19 protein-coding genes, 1 tRNA gene and 1 pseudogene are annotated in these 21614 nt (G+C 72.9%); 9 read left to right on the forward strand and 12 right to left on the reverse strand.

Annotated features, from left to right (window positions below; genetic code table 11):
• Positions 1 to 226: 226 nt before the first annotated feature.
• Entirely contained in the window at positions 227 to 559 is a 333-nt protein-coding gene (locus AB0O36_RS21205) for a hypothetical protein (protein WP_365112591.1), read from the forward strand.
• Positions 560 to 642: 83 nt separating this feature from the next.
• Complete coding sequence (locus AB0O36_RS21210; RefSeq protein WP_365112594.1) at positions 643 to 2772, forward strand: hypothetical protein; 2130 nt, start codon at positions 643 to 645, stop codon at positions 2770 to 2772.
• 85 nt (positions 2773 to 2857) lie between these two features.
• Here AB0O36_RS21210 and AB0O36_RS21215 read toward each other — a convergent pair whose 3' ends face one another.
• From AB0O36_RS21215 to uvrB, 4 genes are all read right to left on the reverse strand, one after another.
• On the reverse strand, positions 2858 to 3844 hold the full coding sequence (locus AB0O36_RS21215) for a TerC/Alx family metal homeostasis membrane protein (protein ID WP_365112597.1): 987 nt from the start codon (positions 3842 to 3844) through the stop codon (positions 2858 to 2860).
• Positions 3845 to 4173: 329 nt separating this feature from the next.
• Positions 4174 to 6135, reverse strand: coding sequence for a TerD family protein (locus AB0O36_RS21220; protein WP_365112600.1), 1962 nt, complete (start codon positions 6133 to 6135; stop codon positions 4174 to 4176).
• A gap of 142 nt (positions 6136 to 6277) precedes the next feature.
• Positions 6278 to 6856 (reverse strand): TerD family protein, encoded by a 579-nt coding sequence (locus tag AB0O36_RS21225; protein WP_365112664.1) that lies wholly within the window; start codon positions 6854 to 6856, stop codon positions 6278 to 6280.
• 56 nt (positions 6857 to 6912) lie between these two features.
• Positions 6913 to 9066 carry an excinuclease ABC subunit UvrB gene (gene uvrB / locus AB0O36_RS21230; protein WP_365112603.1) on the reverse strand — a complete coding sequence of 718 codons (2154 nt, stop codon included), beginning with the start codon at positions 9064 to 9066 and terminating at the stop codon, positions 6913 to 6915.
• Between the two features lie 163 nt (positions 9067 to 9229).
• Between uvrB and AB0O36_RS21235 the strand changes: the two genes are divergently transcribed.
• The 3 genes from AB0O36_RS21235 to AB0O36_RS21245 all read left to right on the forward strand — a co-directional run bounded on the left by AB0O36_RS21235 (position 9230) and on the right by AB0O36_RS21245 (position 12294).
• Complete coding sequence (locus AB0O36_RS21235; protein WP_365112606.1) at positions 9230 to 10258, forward strand: glycerophosphodiester phosphodiesterase family protein; 1029 nt, start codon at positions 9230 to 9232, stop codon at positions 10256 to 10258.
• 114 nt (positions 10259 to 10372) lie between these two features.
• Complete coding sequence (locus AB0O36_RS21240) at positions 10373 to 10933, forward strand: methylated-DNA--[protein]-cysteine S-methyltransferase (protein ID WP_365112609.1); 561 nt, start codon at positions 10373 to 10375, stop codon at positions 10931 to 10933.
• Positions 10934 to 11013: 80 nt separating this feature from the next.
• Positions 11014 to 12294, forward strand: coding sequence for an MFS transporter (locus AB0O36_RS21245; RefSeq protein WP_365112612.1), 1281 nt, complete (start codon positions 11014 to 11016; stop codon positions 12292 to 12294).
• Here AB0O36_RS21245 and AB0O36_RS21250 read toward each other — a convergent pair.
• Positions 12284 to 12658 carry a cupin domain-containing protein gene (locus AB0O36_RS21250; RefSeq protein ID WP_365112614.1) on the reverse strand — a complete coding sequence of 125 codons (375 nt, stop codon included), beginning with the start codon at positions 12656 to 12658 and terminating at the stop codon, positions 12284 to 12286. The genes AB0O36_RS21245 and AB0O36_RS21250 overlap by 11 nt on opposite strands.
• 297 nt (positions 12659 to 12955) lie before the next feature.
• Here AB0O36_RS21250 and AB0O36_RS21255 point away from each other — a divergent pair, with 297 nt between their 5' ends.
• Both AB0O36_RS21255 and AB0O36_RS21260 read left to right on the forward strand, forming a co-directional pair.
• Complete coding sequence (locus AB0O36_RS21255; RefSeq protein ID WP_365112617.1) at positions 12956 to 13879, forward strand: pseudouridine-5'-phosphate glycosidase; 924 nt, start codon at positions 12956 to 12958, stop codon at positions 13877 to 13879.
• A gap of 41 nt (positions 13880 to 13920) precedes the next feature.
• Positions 13921 to 14892, forward strand: coding sequence for a PfkB family carbohydrate kinase (locus tag AB0O36_RS21260; protein ID WP_365112620.1), 972 nt, complete (start codon positions 13921 to 13923; stop codon positions 14890 to 14892).
• Positions 14893 to 14950: 58 nt separating this feature from the next.
• Here AB0O36_RS21260 and AB0O36_RS21265 read toward each other — a convergent pair whose 3' ends face one another.
• Positions 14951 to 15619 (reverse strand): hypothetical protein, encoded by a 669-nt coding sequence (locus tag AB0O36_RS21265; RefSeq protein ID WP_365112623.1) that lies wholly within the window; start codon positions 15617 to 15619, stop codon positions 14951 to 14953.
• A gap of 215 nt (positions 15620 to 15834) precedes the next feature.
• A complete protein-coding gene (locus AB0O36_RS21270; RefSeq protein WP_365112626.1) occupies positions 15835 to 16485 on the reverse strand; it encodes a uridine kinase in 651 nt (216 codons plus the stop codon).
• A 93-nt stretch (positions 16486 to 16578) separates the two neighbouring features.
• On the opposite strand from AB0O36_RS21270, the gene AB0O36_RS21275 reads away from it, so the two are divergent.
• Positions 16579 to 18024: a WGR domain-containing protein gene (locus AB0O36_RS21275; protein WP_365112629.1), complete on the forward strand. Its 1446-nt coding sequence runs from the start codon at positions 16579 to 16581 to the stop codon at positions 18022 to 18024.
• A 102-nt stretch (positions 18025 to 18126) separates the two neighbouring features.
• On the opposite strand, the gene AB0O36_RS21280 is transcribed toward AB0O36_RS21275, so the two are convergent.
• Both AB0O36_RS21280 and AB0O36_RS21285 read right to left on the reverse strand, forming a co-directional pair.
• Positions 18127 to 18202: transfer RNA gene (locus tag AB0O36_RS21280), tRNA-Trp, on the reverse strand.
• A 16-nt stretch (positions 18203 to 18218) separates the two neighbouring features.
• The gene (locus AB0O36_RS21285; RefSeq protein WP_365112632.1) at positions 18219 to 18593 is read right to left on the reverse strand and encodes a cupin domain-containing protein; all 375 of its coding nucleotides are present in this window, start codon (positions 18591 to 18593) and stop codon (positions 18219 to 18221) included.
• 106 nt (positions 18594 to 18699) lie between these two features.
• On the opposite strand from AB0O36_RS21285, the gene AB0O36_RS21290 reads away from it, so the two are divergent.
• On the forward strand, positions 18700 to 19368 hold the full coding sequence (locus tag AB0O36_RS21290) for a DUF2293 domain-containing protein (protein WP_365112635.1): 669 nt from the start codon (positions 18700 to 18702) through the stop codon (positions 19366 to 19368).
• Here the strand turns inward: AB0O36_RS21290 and AB0O36_RS21295 are convergent.
• The 3 genes and pseudogenes from AB0O36_RS21295 to AB0O36_RS21305 all read right to left on the reverse strand — a co-directional run.
• Positions 19352 to 20065 (reverse strand): chaplin, encoded by a 714-nt coding sequence (locus tag AB0O36_RS21295; RefSeq protein ID WP_365112638.1) that lies wholly within the window; start codon positions 20063 to 20065, stop codon positions 19352 to 19354. The two genes, AB0O36_RS21290 and AB0O36_RS21295, sit on opposite strands and share 17 nt — an antisense overlap.
• Positions 20066 to 20211: 146 nt before the next feature.
• The gene (locus AB0O36_RS21300) at positions 20212 to 21366 is read right to left on the reverse strand and encodes an SWIM zinc finger family protein (RefSeq protein ID WP_365112667.1); all 1155 of its coding nucleotides are present in this window, start codon (positions 21364 to 21366) and stop codon (positions 20212 to 20214) included.
• A 38-nt stretch (positions 21367 to 21404) separates the two neighbouring features.
• A pseudogene (locus AB0O36_RS21305) lies at positions 21405 to 21614 on the reverse strand (ATP-dependent helicase); the annotation flags it as partial.

Genomic DNA, 21614 nt, shown 5'->3' on the forward strand with positions numbered 1-21614 from the left:
TGCGGCACGCCGGTCCCGAGGGAAGCAGCGGCCTGACGCCGAGGATGTGCACGGGGGAGGACCGAGGGCGGTCGTTGTCCGGCGTTACGCCACTCCGGCGGACCATACGGCCATCGACGGCGACCGGTTCACTGTGCCGTCCGGTCCTCGTCGAACTCCCCGGTGCCCACCAGGGCACCGGTGGACTGTCGGCGATCACCGACGCGTCACAACGAGGAAGAGCGAGATGCAGAACATCTCCGACGGACGCTCCCACGAGCCGGCCGGCAATGGCGGTTCAGTGCCGCATTCCGCTCCCCTGGGCGTCCCGGCGCCCTATCCGGGCTCAGGCTGGCCCGCCGCCGGCTACGCACCGGGGTCCGCCCCCGACCACGACTCCGAGCTCCGTTCGCTCCGTGAAGCCGTGGCCGCCCTCCGTGTCCGGAGTGAGGCCGTGGCCGATCACGAAACACGCCTCCGCGCCCTTGAGAGCCGCAGCTGGCCGCTGCCGGTCATCGTCGCCCTGACGAGCCTCGGTGCCGTTCTCGTGGCGTTCGCAGCCCTGTTCCTGACCAAGTAACCGCCGGCCGACGGGGGCGCGCCGACGCGCCCCCGCCGGCTGCGTCCGGCCGTAACGGCCTGCGTCGAATCCGGAGAACCGCCTTGTCCTCATCGCCCCTGGCCCCCTTCCCGATCCCCGCCCCCGGCGACTGGCAGGAGAGGTGGGTCGAAGCAGTACTCGCCACTCCGGGCGTCAACACCCCCCGTAGCGCGTTGCAGCAGATCGCGCCGTTCATCGTGCGCCCCAAGGACTCCCTCACCGCTCCCGACGAAGAGCCGGACGGAGTACGGAGGCTCAGGCCCGGGACCTACCGGTGGATTCCCACCGACGCGGGCCGCGTCCTCACGGTGACCGTGCGCATGCACGGTGTCGGCGGCATCGTGTGGGAGCACAACGAACGGATCAGTTCCTCGTGGCGTTCCGTGGTCAATCCGGCCCATGCCCAGGGGGCCGGCCGGGCACTCGCCGCCGTCCGGTCCTGGAAGCGCGTCACGGAGGACGGCTCCGAGGTGACGTTCGCCGCGCTGGAGAGCTCCGTACCCGACCGCGAAACCTTGGTCAACTGCGTGAACCAGGCGGTCAACGCGTTGACCAACCGTGACCACATGCGCGGCTATGACCTCAAGGAAGACCTGGTGCTCAACGGCCAGGTGGAACCGTGCATGTACGTACCGCAGCTCATCACGCTCGCGGAGGAGCCCCCGGCACTGCCCGACGGATCGCCCAGGTTTCCCGGGGCCTACTGGGGCTGGATGGCCGTACGCGGGAACAACCGGACCAAGTACCGTCAGGACCTCTTCGGTCTCAGTTCGGCCGAGGTTCTCACCGGGGTCCCCTTCAGAAAACTGGGTCACGGCAACAGCAAGGACATCTCCGTCAATGCGTCCTTCTGGCTGAAGAAGTTCTCCGAGCGGCTCAACGCCGACTTCGCCGAGGCCGAGAAGGCCGGCGAAACGGATACCCCGGCCCAGCGGGTCAAGGAAATCGCGTCGGTCGAGAGCCATCTGGTCATCGGCTGTCCCACACCCGAGCGCCTGTTCCGCATCGTGCAGGGAAACAACCGCCGAGATCACGTCCATCCACCGCTGGAGTTCGGGCCGAACGATCGCGGCCGCGCCCTGGGCCGTGGCGTCCTCGGGGCATACAGCGCCTACCGACTGCTCGACGACGGTGTCGCCGATGTCCTGGCCGGCCTCGCGCCCATCACGACCCTGCCCGGGGTCCCCGCCGACGCGTCCGTGTCCGAGCTCCGTGACGCGCGCTCCATGCGGATCCTCGCCGAACTGTTCCCGACCGCGGAGCAGGGCGCCAAGCGGCGGCAGATCCGCGTGGCGCTCGGCGAGCCCGCCCCCTCGCAGCTCAGCCTGAAGGACGTGAACCGGCGCGTCCGTGCCTGGTCAGCCCTGACGTCGGAGTCGTATCCGCATCCGTGGAACCCGCGCGTCGCCGAGGTGCTCCCCCGCAACACCGGAACACAGGGGATCACGCTTTCGGGCCGACCGCTGCGTCAGCTGCTGGACACTGCGGAGAGCGATCAGGACGCCTTCGAGGAGCTGCTCGCCTACCGGGCACCGCACTGGCTCGCGGCGTTCGACATCATCGACGCCGACCGCGGATCCATCGCCGGCCAGAAGATCGACGACGACGGCGTGCAGGCCGACAAGGTCCGCCGCAGCGTCACCAACAGCATCCACGCGATGCGCATGAACCGGGTCCAGGCCATCGGGCTGCTCCGGGAACTGGCCGTCGCCATGGACGAGGGCGACCGCCCTCCCATGCAGGTCGACGAGAACGGCGCGCCCATCGACAAACGCGCCACCCGCGCCTGGTTCAACCGGACCTTCACCAAGGAGTCCGGCACCCGCCCGCGCGGTTCACGAGCTGCCTCGGACGCCTGGAGGGACCACGAGGACGGGGAGCCGCCCACCGACTCCGGTGTTCCCGAGAGCACCATCGTGGATCCGGCTGCCCCGACCGAGGCGGCCGAGGAATCCGACATGGACGCGCTGCGCCGGTTGCGGACCGATCTGGAACACCAGATCGCCGCCATACGGGCGGCCGTCCGTGCACTGCCCGGCCACCTCGAGGAAATGTCCGAGCGTGCGACCCTCGCCGGTCTCGACCATGCGCTGGAGGACGAGGACGCCCAGGGGCTCGCGGGTAACGTGACGAAGATCCTGAGCAGCCTGCGCGAAGTACCGGAGCGCATCATCGGCCTCGGCCCCGCCTGACTCCGAACGCGCCGGGGCCGGCCGGGTGTGCGTTCCCGGCCGGCCTCGCGCTCGTCGGCATTGCCCCGTGTGGGACGGGTGCCGGTTACGCCTCGACGCTCTCCGTCTCCTGGCGGGCGGCCTCCGCGGCCGCCTGCTTCTTCGAGGCCATCAGGCTGGTGATGGTCGTGATGACCAGGACACCGCAGATGACGCCGAGGGAGACCGGGATGGAGATCACCGGGACATGGACGCCGGACTCGTGCAGGGCGTGCAGCACCAGCTTGACGCCGATGAAGCCGAGGATGATGGACAGGCCGTAGCTGAGGTGGACCAGCTTCTTGAGCAGGCCGCCGATGAGGAAGTACAGCTGGCGCAGGCCCATCAGGGCGAAGGCGTTGGCGGTGAAGACGATGTACGGGTCCTGGGTCAGACCGAAGATCGCGGGGATGGAGTCGAGGGCGAACAGCACGTCGGTGGTGCCGATGGCGAGCATGACCACCATCAGCGGGGTCAGGATGCGCTTGCCGTTCTGCCGGATGAAGAGCTTGGTGCCGTGGTAGCGGTCGGCGACGCCGAACTTCTTCTCGACGGACTTCAGGAGGCGGTTCTCCTCGAAGTCCTCCTCCGACTCGTCGGCACGGGCCTCCTGGATCAGCTTCCAGGCGGTGTAGATCAGGAACGCGCCGAAGATGTAGAAGACCCAGGCGAAGCTGGCAATGATCGCGGCGCCGGCGGCGATGAAGATCGCACGCAGGACCAGTGCGATCAGCACGCCCACGAGCAGCACGCGCTGCTGGAGGTGGGAGGGCACCGCGAACTTCGCCATGATCAGGACGAAGACGAAGAGGTTGTCGACACTGAGCGACTTCTCGGTGATGAAGCCGGCGAAGAACTCGCCGGACGCCTGCGCGTTGCCGAAGAACAGCAGGCCCAGGCCGAAGAGGGCGGCGAGCGCGATCCAGACGACCGTCCAGATGCCCGCTTCCTTGATCGATACGTCGTGGGGCTTGCGGCCGATGAAGAAATCGGCGCCGATGAGGATGCAGAGACCGGCGATGGTCAGCATCCAGAGGGTCAACGAAACGTCCACTACTGCTCACGCCTCCGGCAGATGGCTCAACAAGGTCAGCGTCATCGCTGCCGGAGGTCTCTTCCACCAGCGGGCCCGTGTCCGGGACCCGTGGGCCGACGCCCCGGGGCCAGTCCGGCGGAATTCATTCGAATTCGGTCGGATCCGGCCCGTACTGACGGGAACGCCGCGCAGGAAACAGCGGGAATACTCCCCTCCGCACGTATGAGCTTACGGGAGGATCTAGCAGAGGTAAAGGTTTAACCAAGGACTGGTCACTGATCGGTCAGGCGCGCCGCCCGGTCACCGCCCCTGTCGCCGTCCCCGTCCTCACCCCTGTGACCGCCCCGTCACCGTCCCCGGGCCCGGGCCGTCTCGGTCAGGACCTGGTCGAGGATGGCGCTGCCGCGGGGCGGGAGGGAGGGCTCGAAGGTCCAGGCGTGCCCGACCCACGGGTCCGCGAGGTGGTCGTCCGGCACCGGGGAGAGCCGCATCAGCGACTTCCACAGCGGATCCAGCAGCGGCCCGTACGCCGACGCCTCGTCGCGGTCCGCGACCATCAGCAGGTGTACCCCGACCGACGGGCCCTCGTCGGCGAGGTAGCGCAGCCGGGTGACGGCCCGGTCGTCGAAGCCGTGCGGGAAGTCGTGGACCACCAGCAGCTGCTCGTCGGTGTCGAGGTCGGGCGGCAGGGATTCCGGGGCGCCGCCGCGGACGGCCATCTGGACCAGGTCGACCCGTCGGGTGAGCCGCTCCAGGGTCTCGGTGACCCCCTGCGCGCCCGCGGCGGGCGGCGCCGCCAGCACCCCGGACCGGACCAGCGGCTCCAGGGCGGCGGCACCGGCCCCGGCGGCGTCGATGACGTGGACGGAGAGCCCGCCGCCGGGCTGGACGGCGAGTACCCGGGCGACGTGGGCGACGGCCGTGTCGAGGGCGGCGCGGCGCAGCCGGTCGGTGTCCATGGCCATCGCGGCCTCGGAGCCCGTCCGTCCGTTGTCGATCCACAGGCCGCGCTGCAGGGGGAGCCGGACCAGCATGGGGATGCGCAGGTCGGGCCGCTCGGGCAGGTGCAGGTCGCCCAGGCGCAGCGCCATCGGGCCGTCCTCGTCCGGGGCGGGCACCCGGTGGGCGTGCCAGACCGGGTTGTCCCAGCGGGCGTACGCGCTCGGCAGGGCCGGCTCGACCACCTCCAGCTCGGCGGCGAGCTGAGCCAGGTCCCGGTCGAGGACGGCGCGGGCCTGATCGGCCAGCTCCTCGCGGCGGGCCCGGGCGGCGTCCCGCGCCTCGTTCCCCGCACCGCCGAGGCGGTGGCGGGGGTCGGACAGGGCCTCGTCGAGCTCGCGGTCCATCCGGGAGTCCGCGAACTCGACCGCGCTGCGGTAGGCGGCCACTGCCCGGGCGAGATCCTCGAACATCCCCCAGACCTGGTTGTAGAGCCGCTCGTCCATGGACCAGCCGGTGGCGTCGCCGGCCACCGGGCGGGGCGGCTCACCGGGTCCGGCGGGCGGGGCCTGCGGCGGGGGCGGGGGCGGCTGGGTGCGGGCACGGCGGGGGTGGGTGTAGTCGATTCCGGCCCCGATGGTGGGGGCCTCGCCGCCGTCGTCGGCCGGTGTCGCGGCCGGTGGCGCCGCCGGTGCCGGGGCCGGTGCCCCGGCAGGGGGTCCGGCCGGGGAGCCGGCCGGGGAGCCGGCTGCCCCGGTCGGCGCGGGGCCGGGCGTGCCGGCGTACGGGACGCCGGAGACCGGCACCGGGTCCGGGGCGGCCGGAACTCCGGCCGAGGCGTCCACGAGGGCGGAGAGCTCGGCCGCGGCGCCGCCGGTCAGCCCGTGATCGGCCAGCAGGGCGCCGAGGCCGTCGGCGTAGCCCTGGCCGACGGCCCGGACCTTCCAGGCTCCCTGGCGGCGGTACAGCTCGACGGCCACCACTGCGGACTCGCTGTCCAGTCCGGTCAGGGTGAATTCGGCGAGGCCGGCCCCGCCGGGCTCGCCGATCCGGACGTGCGGTGCCGCGACCGCGCCGAACCTGCCCGGGCCGCCCGGGGGCAGCGCGAGGAGGACGAGGACCCGCTCGGTCCCGGCGGGCACGGCATCGAGGTCCACCGCGAAGCGGTGTCCCGCGGCGGCGGCCCCGGGGACCTCCAGCCCGGACAGGGACCGGGCCCCGGGGTGGGCGAGCGCGCCGGGGCCGGAGAGGCCGCCCTCCTGGTCCCCGAAGGCGGCCAGGGCGAGCACCGGGGTGCCCGCCGTGACCGTGATCTCCACATCGGTCCGGGACAGGGGGTGGTTCTGTCCCCGGACCAGTTCGGCCGTCATCGTGCAGCCCCTCCCCCGTCGTTCTTCCGCGCCGTGCCGTGTCGCCGTGTTGCCGGTGCTGCCGTGCATCCGGTGTCGCTGTACTGCCGGTGCCGGCCCCCCGGGCCCGGTGGTGCCCTGGGGCGGGGTTACCGGTGCCGGGTCAGAGGTGCGGGATGATGGCCGGCAGCAGGTCCTGGAAGGTCCGGCCGTTGGCCGGGTTGCCCAGGGCCGTCATCTTCCAGCCCGCGCCGACCCGGTGCACCTTCGCCATGATCTGCGCGGTGTACTGGCCGCCGCCGTCGAGGGTGTACCGGGCCAGCTCCTGGCCGTTGGCCTCGTCGACGATCCGGCAGAAGGCGTTCTGCACTTCCTGGAAGGTCTGGCCGGTGAAGGAGTTCACCGTGAACACGATCTGGTCGATGTGGACCGGCACCCGGGCCAGGTCGACGAGGATGGCCTCGTCGTCCCCGCCCTGGCCGACGCCGCCGACCAGGTTGTCACCGGTGTGCCGGACGGAGCCGTCGTTGCTCGTCAGGTGCTGGAAGAAGACCACGTCCTGGGGCTCCCGGCCGGCGAACAGCACCGCCGAGGCGTCCAGGTCGATCTCCCGCGTGCGGGACCCGAACAGTCCCCGCCGCTTCGCCGCCTGCCATCCGAGGCCCATCCGGACCGCGCTCAGCGACCCCCCGTCGGACTTCTCGAGGCTGATGGCCTGGCCCTTGGTCATGTTGACCGTCACGCGCTGTCCCCTCTCGTTCGCCACCTACCGGGCCACCCTACTGAAGCCGCGCTCGCTCAGGCGAGGCCAGCCTCCTTCATCTGCCGGAGCTCCTTCTTCAGTTCGCCGACCTCGTCCCGGATCCGGGCCGCCACCTCGAACTGGAGGTCGGCCGCGGCCGCCCGCATCCGCTCGGTCATCTCCTCGATCAGCCCGGCCAGTTCGGCGGCGGGACGGTCGGTGAGCACCTGTTCCGCGGCGCCCTTGCCGCCCTTTGCGGCCTTCCCGCCCTTCCCGCCCTTCGGGGCGTGCGCGGCGAGCGAGGGCACCGGGGCCTTGGCGCCCTTGCCGTCCTTGGACTGCCGGTAGCCGGTGCCCAGGAGCTGCTCGGTGTCGACCTCCTCGCGGGCGATGGTGGCGACGATGTCGTTGATCTTCTTGCGCAGCGGCTGCGGGTCGATGCCGTTCGCCGTGTTGTAGGCGATCTGCTTCTCCCGGCGCCGGTTGGTCTCCTCGATGGCCTTCTCCATCGCCGGGGTCATCTTGTCGGCGTACATGTGGACCTGGCCGGAGACGTTGCGCGCGGCCCGGCCGATGGTCTGGATCAGCGAGGTCCCCGAGCGCAGGAAGCCCTCCTTGTCCGCGTCCAGGATCGCCACCAGGGAGACCTCGGGCAGGTCGAGGCCCTCGCGGAGCAGGTTGATGCCGACCAGTACGTCGTACTCGCCGGCGCGCAGTTCGCGCAGCAGCTCGATCCGGCGCAGGGTGTCCACGTCGCTGTGCAGATAGCGGACCTGGATGCCGAGCTCCAGGAAGTAGTCCGTGAGGTCCTCGGCCATCTTCTTGGTCAGGGTGGTGACCAGGACCCGCTCGTCCTTCTCCACGCGCTGCCGGATCTCGTGCACCAGGTCGTCGATCTGGCCGTCGGTGGGTTTGACGACCACCTCGGGGTCGACCAGCCCGGTCGGGCGGATGATCTGCTCGACGAAGCCGTCCGAGCGGGACAGCTCGTACGGGCCGGGGGTGGCCGACAGGTAGACCGTCTGGCCGATCCGCTTCTGGAACTCCTCCCACTTCAGCGGGCGGTTGTCCAGGGCCGAGGGGAGCCGGAAGCCGTGCTCGACCAGGGTGCGCTTGCGGGAGGCGTCGCCCTCGTACATCGCGCCGATCTGCGGGACGGTGACGTGCGACTCGTCGATGACGAGGAGGAAGTCCTCGGGGAAGTAGTCGATGAGGGTGTTGGGCGCGGACCCCCGCTCGCGGCCGTCCAGGTGCAGTGAGTAGTTCTCGATGCCCGAGCAGGACCCGATCTGCTGCAGCATCTCCAGGTCGTAGGTGGTGCGCATGCGCAGCCGCTGCGCCTCCAGCAGCTTGCCCTGCTTCTCCAGCTCGGTCAGCCGCGCGGCGAGTTCGGTCTCGATGCCGCGGATCGCGCTCTGCATGCGCTCCGGGCCCGCGATGTAGTGGCTGGCGGGGAAGACGTACAGCTGCCGGTCCTCGCTGATCACCTCGCCGGTGAGCGGGTGCAGCGTGGACAGGGCCTCGATCTCGTCCCCGAACATCTCGATGCGGACGGCCAGTTCCTCGTAGACCGGGAAGATCTCGATGGTGTCGCCGCGGACCCGGAAGGTGCCGCGGGTGAAGGCCAGGTCGTTGCGCGTGTACTGGATGTCCACGAAGCGGCGCAGCAGCTGGTCGCGGTCGATCTCCTCGCCCACCACGAGCGGGACCATGCGGTCCACGTACTCCTGCGGGGTGCCGAGGCCGTAGATGCAGGAGACCGAGGCGACCACGACCACGTCGCGCCGGGTGAGCAGCGAGTTCGTCGCGGAGTGGCGGAGCCGCTCCACCTCCTCGTTGATGGAGGAGTCCTTCTCGATGTAGGTGTCCGACTGCGGGACGTACGCCTCGGGCTGGTAGTAGTCGTAGTACGAGACGAAGTACTCGACCGCGTTGTTGGGCAGCAGCTCGCGGAACTCGTTCGCCAGCTGCGCCGCCAGCGTCTTGTTGGGCGCCATCACCAGGGTCGGCCGCTGGAGCCGCTCGATCATCCAGGCCGTGGTCGCCGACTTTCCGGTGCCGGTCGCGCCGAGCAGTACGACGTCCTTCTCGCCGGCCCGGACGCGCTTCTCCAGGTCGTCGATGGCCGTGGGCTGGTCGCCGCTGGGCCGGTAGGGGCTGACGACCTCGAAAGGCGCCACGGTGCGTTGGATCTTCGATACGGGCCGCATGACTCCACCGTACGACCCGCCACTGACACTCAGGCATTTGTGCGGAGGGGTCCGGCCGGACGGTGATCCTCTGGGCCGTTTGTCGTAGTTCGGTGGCGGCCCGTTGATCACCAACCCCATGATCCGGATCAAGTGCAGCAGTCACGTCTGGAGGGGATCGCGCATGTACCTACGACCCGTGGCCGCGGTGGCGACCGCCCTGCTGGGGCTCGCCCTCGCCCTGGCCGGCGGAACCGCCCCCGCCTCCTCCCGGGGCACCGCCGCGGGGACCGGCCCGGCGGGCGCTCCCGCAGCCCGCCCCGCGGCCGGTCCCGCGGGTGGTCCGGCGACCGGGGCGGCGGCCCGGGCCGTTCCGGCACTGCTCCCCGGTCCGGTCCGGCTGCAGGCCGGCGGACCGGCCGGGCTCCAGGGCGGCGTACCCGTCCTCTACGCCCACCGAGGGGCCTCGGCGTACGCCCCGGAGAACACCCTGGCCGCCATCGACCTGGCCGGCCGGATGGGCGTGGACTGGGTCGAGAACGACGTCCAGCGCACCAAGGACGGCGAGCTGGTGGTCATCCACGACGAGAGCCTGGCCCGCACCACGGACGTGGAGGTGCTGTTCCCGGACCGGAGCCCCTGGCGGGTCCAGGACTTCACCGCGGAGGAGATCGCCCGCCTCGACGCGGGCAGCTGGTTCGGGCCCGAGTACGCCGGGGCCCGGGTCCCGACCCTGCACGACTACCTCGACCGGGTGCGCCACAACCGGCAGCGACTGCTCCTGGAGATCAAGAAGCCGGAGCTCTACCCCGGCATCGAGGAGGACACCCTGCGGGTGCTGGACGAGGCGGGCTGGCTCGACGAGCGGCACGTGGAAGAGCTCCTGGTGGTGCAGAGCTTCAGCGCGGACTGCCTGCGGACCGTGCACCGGCTGCGGCCCGACGTGGTCACCGGCTTCCTGGGCACGCCGGCGGTCACGGACCTGGCCGGGTACAGCGAGTTCGCCGACCGGATCAATCCGTGGCACACCACGATCTCGGCCGACTGGGTGTCGGCGGTGCACGGGCTGCTCGGGGCGCACGGGCGGCCGATGGAGATCGACACCTGGATCGTGGACGCGCCGGACGTGGCCCGGAAGGTCCGGGACATGGGGGTGGACGGGATCATCACCAACGCCCCGGACGTGGTCCGGGACGCCCTGGAGGGCGCCTGAGACGAGGGGGCGGGCCGTCCTGTCCGCAGAAGGCGGGCCATCCCGCCCGCAGGGGCGGGGAGCGCTTGTCCACAGGGGGCGGGCGCGGTCGGTGGCGGGCCGTACCGTGGAGGCGTGGACAGCACCGAGCGGCCTCGCGGGCCGCACCTCGAATGGACCGTGGCCGCAAGCGACATCGGTCCGCTCTTCCTGGCCGCGACCGAGGAGGGACTGGTCCGGGTGGAGTTCCATGCCGACGCCGGCCGGCCGGACCTCGCCGGGCCGCTGGTGTCCCGGCTCGGCGCCGACGCGTGGCGCCCGGCCCCGGGCCGGGAGGTCCTCCTCGCCGAGCCGATACGCCAGCTGGCGGCCTACTTCGCCGGGGAGCTGCGGCGCTTCGAGCTGCCGCTGGACTGGCGGCTGTCGGCCGGCTTCAACCGCCTGGTGCTGCGCGAGCTGGCGAGCTCGGTGCCGTACGGCTCGGTCGTCGGATACGGCGAACTGGCCGCGCGCGTCGGACAGCCGGGCGCGGCCCAGGCGGTCGGCGCGGCGATGGGCTCGAACCCGCTCCCGGTGGTCGTGCCGTGCCACCGCGTCGTGGAGAACGACGGCGGCATAGGCGGTTTCGGCGGGGGCGTCGAAACGAAACGCGCCCTCCTCGCCCTGGAGGGCGTCCTCCCCCAACCCCTGTTCTGACCCCGGGCGGCGGATGCGGGCGGCGGCAGCCGGGATCCGTCCCGTTCCGCCGGCCGGGCCATCGCTGCGAGACTGCCGACGTGACCACTGCAGCCGCCCGCGCCCGGAAGACCCCGCCCGTGACGCCCGAAGACCTCCCCCGCCTCCAGCGCCGCACCACCGCCGTCCTCATGGCCAGCCAGGTCATCGGCGGCCTCGGCGTGCCGATCAGCATCGCCCTGGCCCCCGTCCTCGCCACCGAGGTCAGCGGCACGGAGGCGCTGTCCGGGCTGGCCTCCAGCGCCTCCGTGGCCGGCACGGCCCTGCTCTCGCTGCCCCTCGCCGCCCTGATGACCCGCCGCGGCCGCCGGGCCGGCCTGGTCCTGGCCTACCTCATCGGTGCGGCGGGCGCGCTCACCGTGGTCCTGGCCGCCGTGACCTCCGGCTTCGCGCTGCTGCTGCTCGGCATGGCCGCCTTCGGCGCCGCCTCCTCCGCCAACCTCCAGGCCCGGTTCGCCGCCGCCGACCTCGCGGCCCCGGACCACCGGGCCCGTGCGATCTCCACGGTCGTCTGGTCCACCACGCTCGGCGCCGTCCTCGGCCCCAACCTGTCGGCCCCGGCCAGCCGCAGCTTCGAGGGGACTTCCATACCCGGCACGGCGGGCCCCTTCCTGTGGGCCGCCGGCATCTTCCTGATCACCGCCACCCTGGTCGCCGTACTGCTGCGACCCGATCCACTGCTTACCGCCCGCGCCCTGGCCGATCCCGCCGAGCAGTCTGCCGAGGCACGCTCCCTGCGGGCCGGGCTGGAAGCCGTCAAGGCGTCGCCGCGGGCCCGGCTGGCCCTGCTGACCGTCGCGGTCTGCCACACCGCCATGGTGTCGATCATGGTGATGACCCCGCTCGACCTCGGCCACCACGGCGCCTCGCTGGACCTGATCGGGCTGGTGATCAGCGGCCATATCGCGGGCATGTTCGCCTTCTCCCCGGTGTGGGGCTGGCTGGCTGACCGGATCGGCAGGCTGTCCGTGATCGGTCTGGCGGCCGGCCTGCTGAGCCTGGCCGCCCTGCTCGCGGGTACCGCCGGGGATTCGCACGCGCAGTCCGCGGCCGGCCTGTTCCTGCTGGGCCTGGGCTGGTCGGCCGGCCTGGTGGCGGGTTCCGCCCTGCTGACCGACTCCGTTCCGCAGCCCGCCCGCGCCGCCGTCCAGGGCCTCTCGGACCTGACCATGAACACCTCCGCCGGACTGGGCGGCGCGGCGGCCGGCCTGGTCGTGGCGCAGGCCGGCTACGGCTGGCTGAACGTCATCGGGGCCTCCCTGCTGCTCCCGCTGGCGGCCCTGCTCCTGTTCACCGTCCGGTGGCGCCCGGTCACAGGTTGATGTGGTAGGCCTTGCGGAGCGTCTCGTGGACGGTCCACGTGGTCCGGTCGCCCTTGCGCAGCACGCAGGCCGAACCGGGTCCGACCTCCAGCGTCGGGCCGCCCTCCACCTCGACCGTGGCGCGCCCGCTGACCACGACGAACAGTTCGTCCGCCTCGGTGTCGGTGACCACGCCCGGGGTGATCTGCCAGATGCCCCGCACCTGCGTGCCGTCCGCGGACTCCCACAGCACCTTCCCGGTCACCACCGGGCTGCCGGAGACGATCTGGGCGGGGTCGAGCTCCTCGGTCTCCAGCTCGGAGTCCGGGATGTCGGGGACGGCGACGGCGAAGGAGTCGGGCGTGGTGTGATCACTGGTGCTCATGGCGCGTCACCCTAGCCGGGTATCACCACCCGGCAGGGTGGCCATTCCGTCCACGATCGGCGTGCCGGGCACGTCACCCTGTCGATGCCGCCGGCGCTGCGGTGCCCCCGTCGGGCCGACGGCCGGCGTCCCGACTGCTCGTCCGGCTCTTCCGGCTCTTCCGGCTCTTCCGGCTCGTCCGGCTCTTCCGGCTCTTCCGGCTCGTTGACGCTCCGGACCCGGCCGTTCCCGTCCGGTCTCGGCCGTCCCGTGCCGGAGGGCGTTTGGCGGCCGGGCCGCCGTGCCATGGATGGGGACATGCCACAGCACACCGAGATCCCGGTCCTGTCCGAAGAGGTACGCGAGGCGCTGGCCCGGCGGCAGCCGGTCGTGGCGCTGGAGTCGACCATCCTGGCGCACGGTCTGCCACGCCCCCGCAATCTCGCGGTGGGCCTGGAACTGGAGGACCTGGTACGGGCGGAGGGCGCGGTGCCGGCCACCGTCGCGGTGCTCGACGGGATTCCGCGGGCGGGACTGGACAAGGAGCAGCTGGAGCGGATCGCGACCGGGGACGGCGTACGGAAACTGGGCCACCGGGACCTCGCGCCGGCCGTCGCGGCGGGGGTGACGGGCGCGACGACGGTGTCGGCGACGGCCCTGCTGGCCGCCCGGGCGGGGCTGCGGGTCTTCGCGACCGGCGGGCTGGGCGGCGTACACCGGGAATGGGCGCAGACGCAGGACGAGTCGGCGGACCTGCCGCTGCTGGCACGGACCCGGATCACGGTGGTGTGCGCGGGGGTGAAGTCGATCCTGGACGTGCCGGCCACGCTGCAGCGGCTGGAGACCCTGGGGGTGACGGTGCTGGGCTACGGGACGGACCGGTTCCCCGGGTTCTACCTGGCCGATTCGGGGTTGCCGGTGGACTGGACCGTGCGCACTCCGGCGGAGGTGGCCGCGGTGATGGCCGCTCAGGACGCGCTGGGCGGGCCCGCTTCGGCGCTGCTGGTGGCCCAGCCGGTGGCGGAGGCTGAGCAATTGGATCCGGTGCTGCACGACCGGGTACTGGCGGAGGCGCTCGACGCCTGCCGGGAGCGGGGCATCAGCGGGCAGGCGGTCACCCCGTTCCTGCTGGACTTCCTGGTCCGGGCGACCGGTGGTGCCTCCCTGGAGGCCAATCTGGCGGCGGTGCGCGGCAACGTCCGGCTGGGGGCGCGGATCGCGGCGGCATGGGCGGCCCGGTGAGCGGATCCCCGGTGAACGGATCCTCGATGGGCGGATCCTCGATGGGCGGATCCCCTACGGGCGGAATCTCCGCAGACGCGGTCGCGGTCCAGGCCGACGCGGTCCGGGCGGGCGGGGCCCTGGTGGTGGTCGGAGACGTGGTGACCGACGTCGTCGCGGTGCACACCGAACCCCTCGCCCCGGCCACCGACACGGCGGCGCGGATCCGCATCCTGCCGGGCGGCGCGGGGGCGAACGCGGCCTGCTGGGCGGCCCGCGCGGACCCGTCGGCGGGCCGCCGGGGGGCGGAGGTCCGGTTGCTGGCCCGGGTGGGCGCGGAGTGGGCCGGCTGGCACGAGCGGGCACTGGCCGCGGCCGGGGTACGGGCGCACCTGGTGGTCGACCCGGTGGAGCCGACCGGGACGGTGGTGGCGCTCGTCGACAAGGACACCGAGCGGACCTTCCTGACCGACAGCGGGGCCGCGCTGCGGCTGTGCCCGGCGGACTGGATGCCGGCCCTGCTGGACGGGGCGGCCCATCTGCACCTGTCCGGGTACCTGTACTTCGCGGAGGGCAGCCGGGAGCTGGCCGGTCTGGCGCTGGGCTCGGCGCTGGCCCGCGGGGTGCCGGTGAGCGTGGACCCGGCCTCGGCGGGATTCCTGGCGACCGTAGGGGTGAAACGTTTCCTCAAGGCGGCGGACGGTGCTTCCGTCCTGCTGCCGAACGAGGACGAGGCCCGGCTGCTGGCCGGTACGGAGGACGTGGCCGCGGCGGCCGCCGCGCTCAGCCGGCGGTTCCCGCTGGTGGTGGTGACCCGGGGCGCGGCCGGGGCACTGGTGGCCGAGGGCGGCGCGGTGACGGCCGAGGTGCCCGGGGAGCCCGCCCGCGCGGTGGACTCCACGGGCGCGGGCGACGCGTTCACCGGCGGCTTCCTGGCCGCCCGGCTGGCGGGCGCCCCGCCGGTGGCCGCGGCCGGGGCTGGCTGCCGGGCGGGCGCGCTGGCGGTGACCCGGCTGGGCGGCCGGCCCGCGTGAGTCGCGCACCCAGCCGCGCGCGGATCCCGCCCGGACCGTACTCCGCCCTCGCGGGGGCCTACGGGGTGAAGACCTGGTCCAGCTTGTCGACCGCGCCCTTGGCGCCCAGGTGGTAGCGGAACACCAGGCCCTGGTCCGGATGCGCGACCAGCCAGTCGATGAGCTGCTGCAGGGTGACCTTCTGGTTCTCGGTGCTCTCGACGATCGGTGTGACGGCGGTGATCGCGGCGTCGTCGGCGATCGGGAGGAAGGTCTCCTTGCCCACCTCCTCGAAGGGGGCGCCGTCCGAGTCGGGGGTGCCGCAGCCCCAGTTGCCGTACCGGACGATCAGGCTGTGGAACCCGCCCTCGGGCGTGTAGCGGTGGACCGCGATCTCGTCGGGCGAGATCGGCATCCTGTGGTCGCAGCTCGCCCCCGGCGCGGGGGACTTGGGCCCGCCGGCCGGGGTGGCGGTGGCCTTGGGGGCCCGTACGGGCTTGGACAGGGTCGCCGTAGGGGTGGCCTTGGGGGCGGTCGGCACGGACGCGCCCGAAGGCGCTCCGGACGCCGGGACGGGGGCGGAAGCCGAGGCTCCGGCGGAGGCGGAGGCGCCCGTGCCGCCGCCGGCGGACCCGCTGCCGCCGCCCTGGCAGCCGGCCAGCGCCAGGGTGCCGCAGAGGGCCAGGGCCGCCACCGCGGCCCGGCGGGCCCCTCTCCGGGTCAGGGCCCTTCCACCACGTCCACGCATTGCCGTCTCCTTCTGCCGGGCCTTCTGCCCGTACCCGCCGTCGCATCGCCGACGGGCGCACCGGCCGACCGGTACACCCACTCGCCCGCCGAATCGCCCACCGAATCGCCGACGTCACCGTAAGGGATGGAAATCAGCCAGGTCGACGGCCGGATACGGTTCGTCACCGACCCGGAATCGGGCTGTTGCCCGGCACGGACCTCCGGCGGGCCGGGTCAGTCGGCGAGGCCGGTCCAGGCGGGGCGGCGCGGGTCGTCGGCGCGGATCAGCGTGTCCGCGGCCGCGGCCGGACCGGTCTCCGCCTCGTACCGCGCGAACGCGGGGAGCGTCCACCGGTCGGCCTCGGCCGTGCGCCGGGCCAACGCGCCCGGGGAGAGCGCGATGTGCGCGACGAAGTCGAACGGGAACCAGTGGCCCAGCAGCAGCGGGCCGTGCAGGATCACCACGGCGCCCGGCGGGAGTTCGGCGTACGGGCTGCGGGTGGCCCGGTCGGTGACCGGGTCCCAGAGGTCGGGCAGCACCCGGCCGGTGCCGCCCGGTTCCAGCGGGCCGAAGACCTCGCGCCAGAGCGCGGCCGTGTCGTAGCGGCCGCCGAGGTAGGTGTCGACGTCCTCGCGGCCGTGCTCGAACCGGAGCGAGGCGGGCCGCAGGAAGCCCTCGGCGGGGATCACCAGGGACGGACGGCCGCGCAACCGCAGGGCCCCGGCCAGCAGTTCCGCCAGCGGTCCGGTGCCGGCGGCGGGGGCGCCGTCGACGGCCACGCGCAGCCGCCCGCCCTCGGCCTCCCCGCGGTCGAGGCGGTCCGCGAGCCGGCCGGCGATCCGCTCGGCCAGCCCTTCCCAGGTGATCGGTTCCAAGGTCGGCACGGACCCATTGTCAGTGGTGGCCCCTAGCGTTCTTGACGAGGGATCACCGACGGGAACGGGCCGTCGGGCCCGGCCATTGGGGAGAGGTCTGTCATGGCTCGCGAGACCACGTATCTGGAGCTGTCTCAGGACGGCGGCGGCGCCCACAAGTTCTACGAGGTCACCGTGGACGGCACGGACGTGTCGGTGCGGTACGGCCGGATCGGCGCGGCGGGCCAGCTGCAGAGCTCTTCGTTCGCGACGGCCGAGAAGGCACGGGCGGCCGCCGCGAAGAAGATCGGCGAGAAGGTCCGCAAGGGGTACGCGCCGGCCGTCCAGGGACAGCGGGCCGCGCGGGCGGTGACCCGTCGGCAGGTCACCTCGGCACCCTCCACGGCCCGGGCGGTGGCCCCCGTGCTGTGGCGGTTCCGCACCGGCGCCGCGGCGTTCGGCATCCACGTGGACGAGGACCGCTGCTGGGTGGGCAATCAGGACGGGGACGTCTACACACTGAGCCACGGCGGTGAGGTGCTGGCCCGGTATTCGCTGCCGGACGGGGTGAAGTGCCTGGTCGCGGACGAGTTCTGGATCTACGCCGGATGCGACGACGGCACCGTGTACGACCTGTCCGCGAAGGTGCCCTTCGGCGCCTACGACATCGCGCCGGACGTGGACATCTTCTGGCTGGACATCCGTGAGGGCGTGCTCAGCGTGGCCGACGCGGGGGGCGGTCTGACCGTCATCGACCACGAGGAGGAGTTCCAGTGGTCGCGGAAGTCCTCCGGCCGCCACGCGTGGATGGTGCGGGCCGACGAGCACGCCGTGTACCACGGGCACAGCGGGGGCGTGACGGCGTACGCGGCGGACAGCGGGGCCCAGTTGTGGCACACGCCGACCAGGGGCGGGGTGCTGTTCGGCTGGCAGGAGCAGGACTCGGTGTTCGCGGGCACCGGACGGAACGTGGTGCAGCGGCTGTCGAAGGCGACGGGTGCGGACGAGGCGCTGTACCGGTGCGACACGACGGTGTACTCGTGCGCGGCTTCCCCGGACGGCCGGTACGTGTTCGCGGGGGATTCCAGTTCCTCGGTGTACTGCTTCGACGCAGCCGGGAACCGGCTGTGGAAGCTGGGCACCGGCAGCGGTTCGGCGCTGTCCATGCAGTACCTCGACGAGCGGCTGTACCTGGTCACCTCGGACGGCTCGCTGCTGTGCGTGGACGCGAGCGAGTCGGCCATCGCGGCCGCGCAGCAGGGTTCCGTACCGACGGCGGTGGACGTGAAGTCGGCGGCGGCCCTGCCGGTGTACCGGCCGGCGGCGTCGGCCGCCGCGGTGGCCACGGTCCGGGCGGCCGCGGCACCCGCCGGCGGTGTGGTGGTGGAGTGCGTGCAGCAGGGCGGCCGCCTGCGGGTCCAGGTGATCACGGACGGCTTCGAGTCCGGGTGGAACGTGCAGTTCCCCCGAGGCATCCGGGAGGCGGGCGCGCGGTACGTGGTGGACGGGCTGCACGCCTCCACGGGAGGCTTCTACCGGGTGCGCGGGGAGATACGCCGACTGGTCTGAGCAGCGCCCGCGTACGACCGGCCCGGCATGGGTGACCCGGCTGGGGCCGGGGCCGGCACCAGGGCCGGGAGCGGCGTCGGGGCCGGGAAGGGCGTCAGCACCGGGAGGGCGACGGGACATGAACCCGCATCGCCCGGTTTTGGAGACCGGAGCTCTGGTCATTGAGCTACGCCCCTCCCGGCCGGGTCAGCTTGTCATGCCGTGCGGGCCGACGGCCACGGGTTTCCGGCGGGCTGCCCGCCGGCCTTCACGGCGGCCGTGCAGCAGGTCGGGGGCGTCGCGTCCAGGGTCAGCGGCGCGCCCTCCGGGAGGGCGTAGACGACCTGGAGGCGAACGGTTTCTTCACCGTGGTTGGAGCCGATGTGCACGCGGTCGCGACCCGCGGCCTCGACGAACATCGTTCCGGCGGGGCTGACTTCGACGGAGCCGTCGTGCAGGACCCGGGTCAGCGTTCCCGAGCGGACGACCGCCAGGATCGGGACCAAGTGGTAGTGCCATCCGGTGGATTCTCCCGGCCGCAGGGTGAACTCGTCGACCACCGCGTCCGCCGACCACATCATCCTGAGCATCGTCACACGGTAGGACAACCACCAGGAGTATCGGCCTACATGTCGATTCTCCCACCGGTTGCCGTCCGGAGGTGATATAGGGCTCGGCCGGCGGTATCACCTCTCCATGAACCTCGTGGTGTTCGAGTCGCTCAAGCAGATCCACTGCGCGGAGTGCCGGCGCGGCCCGCTGCCGCACCTGCTCCGCGCTTCCGGTGTACCGCGCTGCCTGTACTGCGCCCGCCTCGGGCACCTCGTCTACCTGCCGCGCGGCGATGCCGCGCTCACCCGCCGGGCACGGCTGGGAAGTTCCCAGTCGGCGGTGGTGGTGCGCTTCAACAAGCGGCGCCGCCGTTACGAACGCCAGGGCCTGCTGGTGGAACCGGCCGCGCTGGCGCACGCCGAGCGGACCTGCCGGGCGGACGCCGAGGTCCGGGCCCGGCAGCGGGACCGTGCCCGGCGTCGGCGGGCCGCCGAGGACGTCCGGTTCACGGCGGCCTTCGCGGCGGAGATACTCCGCCTGTTCCCCGGCTGCCCGGCCGACCGCGCGCTGGCCATCGCCACCCACGCCTCCGTGCGCGGCAGCGGGCGGGTGGGCCGCACCGCGGCCGGCCGGGCCCTGGACGAGCCGGCCGTCTCGGTCGCCGTGCGGGCGGCTGTCCGGCACGACGACACCGAGTACGACCAGCTCCTGTTGGCCGGAGTGCCCCGGTTCCGTGCCCGGGCCCGACTGGCGCCCCGGATCGACGCGATCCTGGACGCCTGGCGCGATCCCCCCGTTACGGGGTCGGGCTGACCCGGAACCGGCGGTACATCAGCGCACCGCCGAGCAGCAGCGCACCGCCGGCGGGGGCCAGGTAGCCGACCCCTTCGGCGCCGGTGTGCGCGAGCGAGGAACCGGCGGGACGGACCGGCTCCGGCGGCGCCGGCGGGATCACGGGGGGCTTCGCGGGAGGCGTCACGACCTTGACCGGCGGCGTCTTGGGCGGCACCACCGGCGGACGCACCGGCTCCGGCTTGACGGGCGTGGTGACGTTCACGGACTCGTTCCCGAACACGGGATTGCCCACGCCGACCACGTTCACCGAGTTGCCGCTGATGTTGACCGGCAGCCGTACGGGCAGCTGGATGTTGTTGCCCGTGATCACACCGGGGGAATCCTTGGCGGTTCCCCCGGCGTGGGCTCCGCCGGCCCGCCCGTTCGTACTGCCGGCGTCGCCCGGACGGGAGGACCCGGACGCGGATCCGTCCGCGTTGGCGCACCGGTTGCCGGCGGCGGGATTGAGGAGCCCGACCACGCTCACGGTGTTGCCGCACAGGTTCACCGGCGCGTTCACGGGAAGTTGCACCAGATTCCCCGCCAGCAGCCCTGGCGACCCCTCGGTCTTGCCTCCGGCCTCCGCGTCGGCGAAAGCGAATCCGCCGGCTCCGACCGAGACCGCACCACTGACGACGACCGCCGCGATCAAGCCATTCCGACGACCCTGACGCATGTGTTTTCCTGCCTTCGGTGAAGTTCGCGGGCGTTCACCCGCACCGAAAACAACGCTCTGAACCCGAATGGGTTATATGGCCGGTACGCAATTCACTCCATCGTGTACAGGGCCGGGCCTACTTCATGACTGGACGCCGGACGTCGTCACCGCAGGGCTGACAGGGGGTCGGGAGACGGGGGGCCGGAGGGCCACCAGTCGTCTTCGGCGGGGCGGGACTCGTACGGGTACCAGAGGTTGTCACGGCCCAGGCGGAGTTGGCGGGTGGTGGAGGTCAGCCGGTTGCGGTGGGGGCGGAAGGAACCGAGTCCCGCGGCGAGCAGGGCCGGGCGAGCCCGGTCGAAGGGGCCGGCGGGCGGGTCCCAGGGGGTTTCGAGGACGGCGAGGGCGAGCGGGCCGCCCTGGCGCCAGGCCGCTGCCGCGCGGGCCAGGTCGGTGGTGGTGCGGCCGGTGGCGCGGGCCAGGTCGCGGTAGAGGCGCCGGGCCGTTCCGGTGAGTCCGGCCGTGGGGTGCGCGGAGGCGAGCCGGACCGCGTCCTGCCACAGGTCCAGTCCGGCGATCGGGTCCGTCCCGGTGGTGAGGAAGGCGTGGGCGCGGGCCGCCGCGTCCGTCGCGAGCTGGTCGAGGACGAGGGGGTCCGGGGCGGCCGGGTCCGCGGGGCACGCCGGGGGCGTCCCGACGGCGTCGGGCGGGCCGGGCGGCGCGGGCAGCGGGGCCAGGACCCGGGCGAGCGCCGTACGGGCCGGGACTCCGGGGAAGTCCGGTGCCGCAGAGGGTTGTTCGCGGGCGGCGTGGGCGGCGTTGCGGCGGGTGAGCTCCTCCAGCAGCTCCCGTTCGCCCCGGCCGCGCAGCAGCAGGACCACGAAGGGGTCCTCGTCGACCAGCCGGGCGGCGCGGAAGCAGAGGGCCGCGGCGTGCTTGCACGGAGGCCGGCCGGTGTCCGGGCAGGAACAGCGCGGGAGGAGGTCTCCGGTGCCGGGCAGGATCCGGTCGGCGAGGGAACGGGGGACCTCCCGTTCCACCAGTGCGGCCAGCGCAGCGGGATCCGCGGCGAGCGAGTCGAGCAGGTCGTCCCACTCGGTCTCGGTGAACTCGGTGAGCACCAGCTCCGTGCGGTAGGGGCGGGGACGGCTCCCCCGGACGTAGGCCACCAGCCGTCCGGGCGTGACGGTGATCGCGTCGACCTGTCCGGAGGCGGCGTAGGCGCGGCCCCGCCCCAGCCGGGCGGAGTCCGCGAGCTGCTCCAGCGCTCCCGTCCAGGCGCGGCCCCACCAGGTGGTGGGCTCGGCGCCCGGCGGCACGGAGCCGAAGGTCCGGCGGCGGTCTTCCCGCGCGGTGATCACGAGGGCCTCCGCAGGGAGACGAGGTCGGCCAGTTCGCGGTCGGTCAGTTCGGTCAGCGCGGTCTCGCCCGAGCCGAGGACGGCGTCGGCCAGTGCCCGCTTGGCTTCGAGGAGTTCGGCGATGCGGTCTTCGACGGTGCCTTCGGCGATGATGCGGTGGACCTGGACGGGCTGGGTCTGGCCGATGCGGTAGGCGCGGTCGGTGGC

It is taken from the genome of Streptomyces sp. NPDC089799 (assembly GCF_040684755.1).
Classification (GTDB): Bacteria; Actinomycetota; Actinomycetes; order Streptomycetales; family Streptomycetaceae; genus Streptomyces.